12 protein-coding genes and 1 tRNA gene are annotated in these 12,395 nt (G+C 46.7%); 3 read left to right on the top strand and 10 right to left on the bottom strand.

The window, feature by feature from the left end; all coding sequences use genetic code 11:
• Positions 1–3 precede the first annotated feature (3 nt).
• The 4 genes from OVA33_RS04910 to dnaB all read right to left on the bottom strand — a co-directional run bounded on the left by OVA33_RS04910 (position 4) and on the right by dnaB (position 3,707).
• Positions 4–79: transfer RNA gene (locus OVA33_RS04910), tRNA-Lys, on the bottom strand.
• Positions 80–280: 201 nt separating this feature from the next.
• Positions 281–1,573, bottom strand: a complete 1,293-nt coding sequence (gene purA, locus OVA33_RS04905) for an adenylosuccinate synthase (RefSeq protein ID WP_004393102.1) — start codon at positions 1,571–1,573, stop codon at positions 281–283.
• Between the two features lie 238 nt (positions 1,574–1,811).
• A complete protein-coding gene (locus OVA33_RS04900) occupies positions 1,812–2,225 on the bottom strand; it encodes a VOC family protein (protein ID WP_017418495.1) in 414 nt (137 codons plus the stop codon).
• Positions 2,226–2,342: 117 nt separating this feature from the next.
• Positions 2,343–3,707, bottom strand: coding sequence for a replicative DNA helicase (gene dnaB, locus OVA33_RS04895; RefSeq protein WP_004393100.1), 1,365 nt, complete (start codon positions 3,705–3,707; stop codon positions 2,343–2,345).
• Positions 3,708–3,876: 169 nt separating this feature from the next.
• Between dnaB and OVA33_RS04890 the strand changes: the two genes are divergently transcribed.
• Complete coding sequence (locus OVA33_RS04890; protein ID WP_007407900.1) at positions 3,877–4,074, top strand: DUF2188 domain-containing protein; 198 nt, start codon at positions 3,877–3,879, stop codon at positions 4,072–4,074.
• Positions 4,075–4,105: 31 nt separating this feature from the next.
• Here the strand turns inward: OVA33_RS04890 and OVA33_RS04885 are convergent, their stop codons facing one another.
• Positions 4,106–4,315 carry a hypothetical protein gene (locus OVA33_RS04885; protein ID WP_014306171.1) on the bottom strand — a complete coding sequence of 70 codons (210 nt, stop codon included), beginning with the start codon at positions 4,313–4,315 and terminating at the stop codon, positions 4,106–4,108.
• Between the two features lie 118 nt (positions 4,316–4,433).
• Here OVA33_RS04885 and OVA33_RS04880 point away from each other — a divergent pair, with 118 nt between their 5' ends.
• Entirely contained in the window at positions 4,434–4,577 is a 144-nt protein-coding gene (locus OVA33_RS04880; protein ID WP_014306172.1) for a YycC family protein, read from the top strand.
• A gap of 163 nt (positions 4,578–4,740) precedes the next feature.
• Positions 4,741–6,783 carry an ArnT family glycosyltransferase gene (locus OVA33_RS04875; protein ID WP_025650088.1) on the top strand — a complete coding sequence of 681 codons (2,043 nt, stop codon included), beginning with the start codon at positions 4,741–4,743 and terminating at the stop codon, positions 6,781–6,783.
• 79 nt (positions 6,784–6,862) lie between these two features.
• On the opposite strand, the gene OVA33_RS04870 is transcribed toward OVA33_RS04875, so the two are convergent.
• The 5 genes from OVA33_RS04870 to OVA33_RS04850 are packed head-to-tail and all read right to left on the bottom strand — an operon-like array spanning position 6,863 to position 12,390.
• The gene (locus OVA33_RS04870) at positions 6,863–8,155 is read right to left on the bottom strand and encodes a glycosyltransferase family 4 protein (protein ID WP_104843012.1); all 1,293 of its coding nucleotides are present in this window, start codon (positions 8,153–8,155) and stop codon (positions 6,863–6,865) included.
• A 22-nt stretch (positions 8,156–8,177) separates the two neighbouring features.
• The gene (locus OVA33_RS04865) at positions 8,178–9,233 is read right to left on the bottom strand and encodes a phosphotransferase (RefSeq protein ID WP_025650090.1); all 1,056 of its coding nucleotides are present in this window, start codon (positions 9,231–9,233) and stop codon (positions 8,178–8,180) included.
• Entirely contained in the window at positions 9,226–10,413 is a 1,188-nt protein-coding gene (locus OVA33_RS04860) for a carboxylate--amine ligase (protein WP_128974160.1), read from the bottom strand. Before OVA33_RS04860 ends, OVA33_RS04865 begins: the two co-directional genes overlap by 8 nt.
• Positions 10,403–11,737 (bottom strand): glycosyltransferase family 4 protein, encoded by a 1,335-nt coding sequence (locus tag OVA33_RS04855; RefSeq protein ID WP_063636575.1) that lies wholly within the window; start codon positions 11,735–11,737, stop codon positions 10,403–10,405. Before OVA33_RS04855 ends, OVA33_RS04860 begins: the two co-directional genes overlap by 11 nt.
• A complete protein-coding gene (locus OVA33_RS04850; protein ID WP_017418490.1) occupies positions 11,734–12,390 on the bottom strand; it encodes a PIG-L deacetylase family protein in 657 nt (218 codons plus the stop codon). The genes OVA33_RS04855 and OVA33_RS04850 overlap by 4 nt, the downstream gene beginning before the upstream one ends.
• Positions 12,391–12,395 lie beyond the last annotated feature (5 nt).

The following is a 12,395-nucleotide window of genomic DNA, read 5'->3' as shown; positions in this document are numbered from 1 at the left end:
AAGTGGTGAGCCATGAAGGACTCGAACCTTCGACCCTCTGATTAAAAGTCAGATGCTCTACCAACTGAGCTAATGGCTCTTGATGTGTCGGATTATGTATCATAGAGCATTGAGACAAAAGCTTTCTTGCAGTACTCTATTGAAGCTGTTCCGTAACAACGAGATTTATAATATCATAGAACATTCGAAAGTGGCAACTACTTTTTTGAAAAAAATCTATTATTTTTTTCCTACATAAAAAACAAGCCTCCATGACCGGAGGCTTGTTTGCTGCAAATTCTTAGTTAGCGCGGTATACGCTGCGGATGACGTTCGTTTGTGAACGGTCGGGACCGACAGAGAAAATAGAAAGCGGAATACCTGTCAGCTGAGATACGCGTTCCAAATAATGGCGCGCATTTTCAGGAAGATCGCTCAATGTTTTTGCGCCTGTGATATCTTCCGTCCAGCCAGGCATTTCTTCATATACCGGTTCACACTCAGCGAGGGCTTTCAGGCTTGCCGGGAATTCTTCAATCACTTCACCTTTGTAGCGGTAAGCGACACAGATTTTCAATGTTTCAATGCCAGTCAGCACATCGATTGAGTTCAGAGAAAGATCTGTGATTCCGCTGACGCGGCGGGCGTGGCGGACAACAACGCTGTCAAACCAGCCGACACGGCGCGGACGGCCTGTCGTTGTGCCGTATTCGCGTCCGACTTCACGGATTTGATCCCCGATTTCATCTTTCAGCTCAGTCGGGAAAGGACCGTCACCGACACGGGTTGTGTACGCTTTAGATACACCGACGACGTGCTGGATTTTTGTCGGGCCTACGCCTGAACCGATCGTCACCCCTCCGGCGACCGGGTTGGATGAAGTGACAAACGGGTATGTCCCTTGGTCGATATCAAGCATAACCCCTTGAGCGCCTTCAAATAAAACGCGGCGGCCTTCATCCAGCGCGTCATTTAAGACGACGGATGTATCGCATACATACTTTTTAATCTGCTGGCCGTATTCATAATACTCATCCAGAATATCTTCAATTTTGAAGCCTTCCGTTTCATACATTTTTTCAAGCAGACGGTTTTTCTCTTCAAGGTTCCGCTCAAGCTTTTCTGCAAACACGTCGCGATCTAACAGGTCTGCGATCCGAATGCCGATCCGCGCCGCTTTGTCCATATAAGCAGGTCCGATGCCTTTTTTCGTTGTGCCGATCTTGTTGGCCCCTTTGCGTTCTTCCTCTACTTCATCCAGTTTCAGATGGTATGGAAGAATGACGTGGGCTCTGTTGCTGATTCTCAAGTTATCCGTGCTCACATTGCGCTCATGAAGATACGCAAGCTCCGTTACGAGCGCTTTCGGATCAACAACCATTCCGTTCCCGATGACACACGCTTTTTCTTTATAAAAAATTCCTGATGGGATTAAATGAAGCTTGTACGTGACGCCATCAAACTTGATGGTATGTCCTGCATTGTTTCCGCCTTGATAACGTGCGATCACTTCTGCATTTTCTGATAGGAAATCTGTAATTTTGCCTTTTCCTTCATCGCCCCACTGCGTACCTACTACGACTACTGAAGACATATATCCGTGCACCTCCGTTAACCTTTCAAAACGATATCTCATTCAAACAAATTAAGTGTATCAGTGCCGAAACAGAAAGTCAATCGTAAATCCGAACGTTTAAATCTTATTATTCTATATTTGTTCGCCTTAAACCTGATTAAAAGCGTTTTCTCTTTCATTTGCTATCTATTACTCCCGAAACTTTCATACTTTAACATGAAAAAGAACCCGTATCCCAGGTTCTTCAGACAGTCATTTATATTCCGCTTGTATTCATCAGGACGATCCGCCAGCCGTCAGGATCTTCGATGGTCACGCCTTTTTCTTCCCAGTACGGATTTTCGGGTTCTTTCTCCTCATATCCCATCTGCTTTAATTTCGTGCTGATGCGAATGACCTCCTGCTGATCAGGAATGTAAAAGACAAGCAGGCTGTCGCCGTGCGGAACGGGCGCCGGATGAGACGAGCCGGTTTCTTCGGTGAATTCTAAATGATATTGCGTATGCGGCAGGCCGAACATGACGCCGCTGTAGCCCTCATGTCCGGAAAAACTGCCGATTCTCTTCAATCCGAGGCCTTCTTCATAAAACCTGATGATTTCCTTAAGCTGTCCGGTCGGCCGGGCAATCCGGATTTGGGCCGCTTGAAAATGCGGAAATTCAATTGTCATCATCATCCCTCCCTTAATGCCATTATATAAAAGCGCTTTCTTTTTTTCGTCTGCCGAACGGACGGCATTCTCTCATTCTTTCGGATGAAAAAAAGCCTCAAGACATTGCTTGAGGCTTTACGCACCTGCCGGAACACCGCCGTCATCAAAGCGCCTTTCCAGGTTTACGAACTTATTGTATTCTTTCACAAAAGCCAGTGAGACGGTGCCCACCGGGCCGTTACGCTGTTTGGCGATAATGATTTCGATGATGTTTTTGTTTTCGGATTCTTTATCATAGTAATCATCACGATACAGGAAGGCGACGATGTCGGCATCCTGCTCAATACTTCCCGACTCACGGATATCTGACATCATCGGACGTTTATCCTGCCGCTGCTCAACACCCCGGGAGAGCTGAGACAGGGCGATGACCGGGACTTCGAGCTCCCGCGCCAGCGCTTTTAGCGCCCGTGAAATTTCCGATACCTCTTGCTGACGGTTGTCGCTCGAACGGCCGCTTCCCTGAATGAGCTGCAGGTAGTCAATTAAAATCATGCCCAATCCGTTCTCCTGCTTCAGTCTGCGGCATTTTGAACGGATTTCGCTGACGCGGATGCCGGGGGTGTCATCTATAAAGATACCGCTGTTTGACAGGCTTCCCATCGCCATCGTCAGCTTGCCCCAATCTTCTTCCGTCAGATTACCCGTTCTGAGATTTTGGGCGTTAATATTCCCTTCGGCGCAGAGCATACGCATGACAAGCTGCTCGGCACCCATCTCAAGACTGAATATCGCGACGCTCTCATCCGTTTTGGTGGCCACGTTTTGCGCAATATTTAAGGCAAACGCCGTTTTTCCCACAGACGGACGGGCTGCGACAATGATCAGATCATTCCGCTGAAAACCCGCGGTCATCCGGTCAAGCTCGATAAAGCCGGTCGGAATCCCGGTAATATCGCCTTTCCGGTTGTGAAGCTGCTCAATGTTGTCGTATGTTTGCACAAGCACGTCTTTAATATTTTGGAAGGCGCCCGAATTTTTTCGCTGCGCGACCTCCATAATCGTTTTTTCCGCATCGCTTAATAAATCTTCAACTTCATCCTCGCGCGTATACCCGTCTTGGGCGATTGAGGTCGCCGTTCTGATTAAACGGCGGAGAATGGATTTTTCCTCAACGATTTTCGCGTAATATTCTATATTAGCCGCTGTCGGAACGGAATTCGCGATATCCGTCAGGTAAGAAACGCCGCCCACCTCTTCTAACAAATCGGTATTCGCAAGCTCTGACGTTACCGTGACCAAATCAACCGGTTCACCGCGGTCTCCGAGCACGAGCATGGCATTGTAAATTTTTTGATGTGACATTCTGTAGAAATCATCCGGAATCAACACTTCAGAAGCCAGTGTCAACGCAGACGGCTGTAAAAAAACAGCACCTAACACGGCCTGCTCAGCTTCTATGTTTTGCGGCGGCAGCCGATCATTCAGAAGGTCTGTCATGCTAAGCACCGTCCTCTCCTTAAAAAATATCCAAACTCCATTTTACCATTTCTCATGAAAAAGAATAGAAAAATATCACTTTCCCTGTATTTGGAGGAGAGGGTTATGTGTTTTGCCGTTCCGAATGCCGGGAAACAAATAAATAAATCGAAACCGGGAGGTAAGAAGGATGAAAACATATGCAGTAACACCCAGTGTTGATGCGGACGGATGGTTTGTGAAGGTGGAAAATGTGGCGCCGACGGCTCTTTATACATCGAAGGACGCGGCGATCGAGAAAGCGGAGCAGACGGCTAAAGAGAACAGCCCGTCTAAGCTTGTCATTTATGATCAGCATAAAAACATTGAAGAAGAACGGTCCTTTTAAGAAAAGCCTTCGCCCGAGCGAGGGCTTTTCCTTATTCGATGAAACGGATGTGCAGCACCGTCTGCGCCATGAGATCGGCCGTTTTTTGATACAGCTCCCATTCTTCAAAGGCGGCGAATACTTTCATCATGTCCTGCAATGTCTGTTTCAGTATGATAAATTCGTCAATTGTCCGCAGTTCTGCGGCTTTTTTCTGATAATCAGCCAGCTTCAGCTGTAATAACATCAATGGCGATTGCATAAAAAACCTCCCCCATTCTGTTATAAAGCCCCGCTTTTCAAACCTCCATTCCTTTGTCATATCCCCTTACGATAGATTTCTGATTTTAGTACAATAAAGAAACGGAAGGAGTGATCACATGAAACCGCTGCAAATTTCCGCCGAAACGGCGCAAAAGCTCGCAGAATCACTGAATATGCCGCTTGAGAGAATCATGCACATGCCTCAGCACATTCTGCTTGCCAAATTAGCTGAAATCCAAAAAGAGAACGATCACAAATAAAGGCCGCTCTCTCATATATATGTGCGGGAGGCGGAAGCGATGGCTTTCCGCCTCTTTTTTTCGTGAAGAAAATTTTGGTAAAACATTCTTTAAATCGTTATCGTTTATTCATAACTTTTTCATATTTATTTTTTACAATGGGGTCACAAAAGAGGTGAAACCATTGAAAACAAAACGACTGGACATCGTTCTTATCGGTATTTTATCAGCAGCGGCGGCTTTGAATATGTACGGCATTTGGCAGGATGATGCCGCCAACCAGTATTATTTGGCTGCCGTCAAAAGCATGACGCAAAGCTTTCACAACTTCTTCTACGCATCCTTTGACCCGTCCGGCTTTGTCACGGTAGACAAACCGCCTGTCGCTTTATGGATTCAAACGATTTTCGCTTTGGTCTTCGGCGTACATACATGGAGCGTGATTCTTCCTCAGGCTTTGGCGGGGCTCGGTTCCGTTCTGCTGCTGTATTTCATGATAAAGCCTTCGTTCGGCACGGGCGCGGCCAGAATCGCCGCTTTTGTCATGGCGCTGACGCCGATTGCGGCGGCCGTCAGCCGGACGAATAATCTCGACAGCATGCTCGTCTTTACACTGCTTCTCGGTTCCTGGTGTTTGATGCGCGCGGTGAAACGCGGCAAAATCATTTGGCTCTTATCCGCATTCGCACTTGTCGGTCTTGCCTTTAATATGAAAATGATGCAGGCCTACATCGTGCTTCCGGCTTTTCTGCTTTTTTATCTCATTGCATCACACACATCCATTAAGAAAAAACTGATCTCACTTCTCGCTTCTTCAGCCGTTCTCCTGGCGCTCTCCGTCTCATGGGCGGCAGCCGTTGATTCCATTTCCGCATCAAGCCGCCCCTATGTCGGCAGCAGCCAGACAAACTCCGTGCTGGAGCTGGCATTCGGATATAACGGGACGGAAAGGCTGCTCGGGCAGACGACGGGCCTTTCTCACGGCAGCATGACCGGCGGAAAAAGCGTGATGCAGGAAGGGATGGGCATGCAGCCTCCGGGAACGAACAGCCCGGCAATGGGCGGCAGCGCTCCTCAGGGAAAAAACGGGCAGGTTCAAATGCCCCGGCAGCCATCCGGACAGAACGCGGCCTTACCGCAAGGGAGCGGAACTCCTCCGGCACAAAACGGCGGCTCACAAGGCCCCGGCGGCGGAAAAAGCATGAGTATGAACATGTACGGCAACGGTACCCCGGGTGCGCTCAGGCTTTTCCAATCTGAATTATCGGGGCAAATCAGCTGGATGCTGCCTTTTGCGCTCACCGGTTTGTTCGGCGCCGTCATCAGCTGGTACAGAAACCGCCGGAAAAAAGCGGAGGAAATGAAAGAAACGATGTTTTGGACAGCATGGCTTGTGCCTGCCGCCGGTTTCTTCAGCATCGCAAGCTTTTTCCATCCGTACTACTTAATCATGCTGGCGCCTCCGATCGCAGCCCTTTCCGGAATCGGCTGGCGGGCCTTATATGATTTATACAAGCATAATAAAGGCTGGATGGGCTGGCTGCTGCCTGCGGGTGTCTTTCTCACCGCCGGTTTTCAGGTCTTCATCGTAAGCGGGTATACAAACCAGATCGGCAGCACTTGGATGTACATCCTCGGACTGTTGGGGCTCGGCACTGTCACTGCCCTCATTGTGATGAAACACAAGCCGTTCGGCAGACAACTGACCGTGATCACCATGTGTGTGTTGATGCTCACGCCGCTGTACTGGTCAGCCACGCCGATCCTTTACGGCGGAAACAGCGTCATACCCGAATCCGGCCCGCAGCTGAAAAGCTCAAACGGCGGCAATATGTTCACCTCTGAAGTGGATACAGGCCTGCTGTCTTATTTGAAAAAGCATCAGACAGGTGAGGAATATCTGTTTGCAACGCTCACCACGGTGACTGCGGCGCCTTATATCATCCATACGAATGAATCAGTCATGGCACTCGGAGGCTTTAACGGAACCGATCCGATTTTAACCGTCTCACAGCTGAAAAAACTTGTTGATGATGGAAAAGTGAAGTATTTCTTATTATCCGGAAACAGTTCAGGCAACACAAAGCTTGTCTCATGGATTAAAAAGAACGGCACAAAAATCTCAGCTGACCAATACAGCACCGGAAAAACAAGCTCAGCCCGGCAAGGAATGACAGGCGGCCCGGGCGAACAAAGTCAGCAGACTCTGTATGAGATGAAAAAATAGTTCGGAAAGAGGCTGGATAGTTAAACGCCGGCCTCTTTATTTTGCTCTTGAAGCACCTGCCATGCGGCGCCGGTATCATTCAGAAAAATGATTGATAAATACTTTCTATTTTTGAAACCATCAGTTCCTGACGCAGATGCCGGCCGGCATAGGAGCGCGCTTCTTTTCCAAGCCGTTCCCTGAGAGACTGATCCGTAATCAGCATTACGAGAGCATCAGCAAGTTCGCGGCTGTTGCCGGGCTGACAGATAAGCCCTGTGTCCTCATGCCGGATCATCTCAGGGATTCCTCCGCAGTCAGTTGCGACAATGGCTTGACCTGAGAACATCGCTTCGATGATCGCTATAGGGAAATTATCATTCAATGTCGGCAGGACAAATATAGATGATTCAGCCAAAAGCGCCGGCACATCACGTCGTTTTCCGAAGAAAAACACATTTGAGAGGCCCAGTTTCCGTTTCTTTTCTTCCAGAAACCCTCTCATGTTTCCGTCTCCGATGATCCATATATCAACTCCGGATAAATGGTGCCGGATGCGGGCGAGAGCGTCCAGCATCACATCATGTCCTTTTCGCTCGGTCAGACGGGAAACGCACGCAATCACGAGCTTTTCAGCACGTTTGGACTCAGGGGCATCCTGAATGTCAATGCCGGTATGAACAGTCGTCAGCTGAGCCTCCTTCGCTCCGTACTCCAGCAAGGGCTCGTGAAAGGAGTCGCTGATTGTAATGATTTTATCCGAAGCCCGAATACCCTGCCTTTCTATTTCACTGAAATATGCCTCTTCTATTGAACCCTTTTGGATTTTATGAAACTTCATCCGGCTTTTCGTAAAATGTCCGTGCGGCGTGAAAAAAAGAGGACGCTGATACGTTTGATTAAGGTATCCCAGCAAAAATACCGCAAATAAATCCTGCGCGTGAAACAGGTCATATTGTTCTAAGTCTTTCTCCTTCAAAAATCTTTGAAAGACATGTAAATAGCTGAGATTCTTCACAAACTTTTCGTTTGCGGCGCCGTATCTGCCAACAAGAAACGCTCTGATCTCGTCAGCGGCCCGCGGGATATCTTCCTGAAAAAAAGATGGCGGCATTTGGAGCGGCGAGATGACATCCGCTTGATGACCGATGCGCTCAAAACCCGTCTTAATTGATGTGATATAGCTCGCCAACCCTCCGACATTCGGGTAACGTAGAAAGGTTGCGTACAGAATACGCAATGGCTTTTTTCGTTTGGGGGAGCTTTTTCCTTCCGCACAGAACGAATACAGCATCTCTGGCTCACCTTGATATTCGATCCCGTAAAATTGATCCATGGCGCGCAATAAGGCTAGAGGCACCAGATCGTTCGGCTTGCCGATCTCTTCTTTCACATCCGCTCCCCCTCTCTCAAACTTATAATCCTAATTCCCGTCCCCATTTTGACACTTTGTCAACATGATACGGCAGCAGTTCTCCTCCCCGATTGTCGAAGATTCTCCGCAATTGGGTATGAAGCCCTTTCTCAAGTGTTCTCTGCAAATAAGCCATTTTATAAAGCGTCATAGGAGGGGTCTGAAAATGAATGCCCCGCTTTTTCATTTCTTTCGTATACACTTTTACGCAATACGTTCGAATATCTTCTGCGTGCCGGCTCCAATCTTTTCTGAAACCAAGCAGAATTTCAACCAGCACCGTCATATCAAACCAAACCGGCGCGTATTTTGCGGCTTCCCAATCGATGAATTGAATATCCCACGGTTCATGTCCGGACGCATCGTGGGTGCAGATATTCTGCATATGAAGATCACCGTGTGTGATGGCTGAGCCGTTTTGTATCAATTCAGGGAAAAAATCCGGCTCCTCCTGCTCAAGCAAGTTTGTGATTTGCCGATAATGAGGCTTCACGATATCTTTTGTGCGCTCATCTTTAAGCGCTCTATCCAAAAATTCCGCTGTCTTTTTGATCTGCTTTTTACGCCCTTTTCTCATGGTTTCCGATTCATATACCGGCAGCCACGACCGCCATTTACCATCAGAAATATTCTTGTTTTCAAAGGTGCGGCTGTGCAGTTCTGCGACAGACGGAATAATATACTTGAAATGCTTCGGGTGAAATGTAAGCTGTCCCCTGATCTGGCTGACAAACTCCATAAATATCCACGTTTCATGGTCACTTTCTTCTATAAGATAGATATCCGGCAGCAAATCCCCTAAAACAGAACGGGCTTTCCCGTATATATTAATCTCGATCTTGTTTTTTTCACGGGAAGATTTATATACCTTCAATATCAGCGGAACAGTGCCGGATTTTTTCTTTACAAACAGTTTATAAATGGAGCTTCTGTCTGTTGATTTCAGGCATGTGATGTCATCCGGATTCACCGCAGCCCTTTCACCGAACGAATACGACAGTTTTTCGTCAATTCTCAGTTTTTGAAATGCGCCATACAAAATCTCCTTTTCATACATGCCGATCTTCCTTCCGCTTCCGTTTCCAGCTGTTTTTGAGATGAGACCAAGTGTTTCTGATAAATGGCATCGGGTCATTCCAAGCAAAAAGAGCGTACTCTTTTTTTCCTTTACACCCTTTCCAAAAATCCCGGAACGTCATTTCTCCTCTTTTTCGTTTCTTCAAAAACGTTAAGAAATAACGCACCTCATAAATCCAATTGATTCCGTCTTTTTGTTCGAGCTGGGGCTTCACATGCTGCCCGGTCAAATACAGATAGTACATGTAAACGAAATGAATGCCTGCCGGTTCTGTCAGGCTATGGCTGAGCCAAAAGCGCGGATTAATTTCGATAAACTTGTAAACATTGTCCCGGGGATCCTTTTTAAATTCCGCCATGCCTACTCCCTTCAGCTGAATCGCTTCAAAAAACGGCAGGGTTTTCTCGATTAAATCAGGAAGCCGTTTGCTGACGACGTGGGCCCCCGCACCAAAATCAGCAGGGAATTGATGGTTCTTTTGCAGAGAGAATAGGCCCATTAATTTCATTTGGTCATCATAAAAAGTGGCGACTTTATAAAAACACTGGTTGTCTCCGGGGATGATCTCCTGCACGAGCAGTTCTCCATTTTCTCTGTAGGAGCTGAACTCCTTGCGCAATTGTGCGGCATCCTTCATTACAATTGCTTTTTTGTTTACTTTTTTTCTGTATTCATGGCCGGCCACCGGTTTTAAAATACACGGGAAGTCAATATTGGCGATGGCCTCTTCCAGCTCATCCCGGTTGTTCGGAAAAAAGGTTTTCGGGCAGGGGATGTGATGCTTGACCGCTAATTCATATGCTTTGCTTTTATCTAAAACCGTTTCTAACAGAGAGCGGCTCGGGAGCAAAAATAAAAAAAAACCGGCTAATGTCTCGCGGAATTTAGATATAAATCCCGCATAATCATCAGATCCTGCGTACAGAACCGGCTTTGCTTGGAATCGCTTCCCGAAATCAGTCAGAAATGTCAGCAGTTCTTCCTCTTCTGTTAAAGGGCTGGGACATATCCCGCAATCTGCCAATCTTGATTTTCCGATACGATAAGGTCCCTCCGTGTCAAACGCGTAAACATCGATTCCTCTTCGGGCAAGACTGCGAATGATCCCAATCCCGTTTGCACTGAAATCAAGTACAACGGCTGCATGTTCATGTTTCATGATCTCCCTCCGAGCTGTTGGTATTTTGATAAATCGATTCGATATTTTTTATCATCGTCTCACTGCTTAAATATTTCTCCGCGTAGGCCTTTGCGTTTGAAGCAGCCTTCTCCCGCGCAGATTTGTTAGAGATAAAAAATGCTAAAGCCCGGGCAAGAACCTTTGCATTTCCCGGTTCGACAATAAGTCCCGTTTTGTTATGGCGGATCAGATCCGGAATACCCCCGCAATCGGTCGCGATGATAGCCGAGCCGCTGAACATCGCTTCAATAATCGAAATCGGCAGACTATCATTAATGGTCGGCAGTACGAATATGTCCGTCATATTCAAAATAGCGGGAACATCATCTCTTTTTCCTAAAAAGGAGACCATAGATAGATTCAGTTTTCGAGCCTGTTCCTCTAAGGCGCTCCTCATCTCTCCGTCGCCCGCGATCAGCACTTCAACATGTTCAAGCAGATCAGACGGAATTCGTGAAAGTGCGTCAAGCAAATGATTATGTCCTTTTCTCGGGCCTAATCTTGCAATACACGAGATGATGATCTTATTTTTCGGCAGCGGGATTTTTCTTTTCCCGCCTGTTTTTGCATCGTAATCGATTCCTGTGATCACCGTTGTCATGTCTTCCTGTTCGGCTCCGAGCTTCATGAGCGGGCTGCGGAACGTATCGCTGATAATAATCAGGCGATCTGCGTATTCAATGGCTTTCATCTCTAGTTTTTTATAATAAAACTCTTCTATCGATCCTTTTTTAAAGATGTGAAATTTAAGTCTGTTGAAAGTAAACATGCCATGCGGTGTGAAAAATAAAGGTTTCTTATAGATTTGATTGAATCTGCCTAATATATTGGCTGTAAATAAATCTTGAGCATGAAACACATCATATCTTTCCAAATGAATCTTTTGAAGCATTTGCTCGTATATAAACATCAGCCTATTATTTTTCAAAATATGATTGTTATAATCCCCATATCTGTCCTTAAAGAAATCTTTTAACTTCGGAACAACAGCCGCCCGCAGTTCTTTTACCTGTGCGGACGGAAACAGATTAGGGGAGATGACATCGACCTTATGACCCCTCTTTTTCAGGCCTTCACTAAGCGTTTTAATATAGTTTGATAAACCGCCCGTGTGCGGGTAGTCCCAAAACGTGGCAATCAAAATGGATAACTTCTTTTTTTTCCTGTATAACCGCGGAATATGATGTTCATGTTTCAACTGTGTCTTTACTGCCGCCTTTTTTTGAGGGCGCGTTTTGACCCCGTAGTAGCGGTCAAGCGTCTGAACCATATACGGATACGGGACGGAAAATGTCTTGATCATTTCCAGATCCTCCGCACGACTTCAAAAGCTTCGGCGTATTCCACACCCGCCGTCATCCCTCTGACTCTTCCTAAATGTGTAACGCCTTCATATGAACGGGGATGAGGGTAATCCCTCATTTCTACGTCATAGTGGTGAAGCGCCGCGAGTTTGGCATCCATTGTGTCTGTGATGTTAACGAAGTAATTAGGTTTGAAGAGTTTATCAGCCGTATTCCTCTCCCACTCGCTTGAAGATAGCGTTTCGAACGTAAGCAGTTCGATAGGCTTTTGATTCGGAAGCGGTCTGGCGGCTGTTAAAACTGCTTGGAATGTTCTCTGGTGGTCCATATTGACATCGCCGTAATGATGTGTAAAGATTTTTTCAGGCTGATAGACGCGAATGAGCTGCTCTAATTCTTTGACAAGCTTATGAAGAGGGATACATTCCAGCTCTAAATTCGTATGCTCCAAAAAGATGACTTTCTCAATTCCAAGCTCTTGATTCGCGCGTTCGCCCAATTGTTTAATATGATGAGCTTCTTCTTTTCTTCCTAATGCTGTAATAATGGAAATCACTTTATATCCTTCATTGATCAGCCGTTTTATGGTGCCCGCTGATCCCAATAGTTCATCGTCGGGATGAGCGCCGATAACCATAATATATTCTCCCATTTTTT

This window comes from Bacillus sp. KICET-1, assembly GCF_027721405.1.
GTDB classification, from domain to species: Bacteria; Bacillota; Bacilli; order Bacillales; family Bacillaceae; genus Bacillus; species Bacillus velezensis.
Note: the sequence above shows the minus strand (reverse complement) of the source record. Positions and strands in the feature narration are given on the sequence as shown.

Coding starts and splice junctions, on each gene's coding strand:
- purA (WP_004393102.1), bottom strand. CDS start 1,573: ATGTCTTCAGTAGTCGTAGTAGGTACGCAGTGGGGCGATGAAGGAAAA.
- OVA33_RS04900 (WP_017418495.1), bottom strand. CDS start 2,225: ATGACAATTGAATTTCCGCATTTTCAAGCGGCCCAAATCCGGATTGCC.
- dnaB (WP_004393100.1), bottom strand. CDS start 3,707: ATGACAGACCTTCTGAATGATCGGCTGCCGCCGCAAAACATAGAAGCT.
- OVA33_RS04890 (WP_007407900.1), top strand. CDS start 3,877: ATGAAAACATATGCAGTAACACCCAGTGTTGATGCGGACGGATGGTTT.
- OVA33_RS04885 (WP_014306171.1), bottom strand. CDS start 4,315: ATGCAATCGCCATTGATGTTATTACAGCTGAAGCTGGCTGATTATCAG.
- OVA33_RS04880 (WP_014306172.1), top strand. CDS start 4,434: ATGAAACCGCTGCAAATTTCCGCCGAAACGGCGCAAAAGCTCGCAGAA.
- OVA33_RS04865 (WP_025650090.1), bottom strand. CDS start 9,233: ATGTATGAAAAGGAGATTTTGTATGGCGCATTTCAAAAACTGAGAATT.
- OVA33_RS04860 (WP_128974160.1), bottom strand. CDS start 10,413: ATGAAACATGAACATGCAGCCGTTGTACTTGATTTCAGTGCAAACGGG.
- OVA33_RS04855 (WP_063636575.1), bottom strand. CDS start 11,737: ATGATCAAGACATTTTCCGTCCCGTATCCGTATATGGTTCAGACGCTT.
- OVA33_RS04850 (WP_017418490.1), bottom strand. CDS start 12,390: ATGGGAGAATATATTATGGTTATCGGCGCTCATCCCGACGATGAACTA.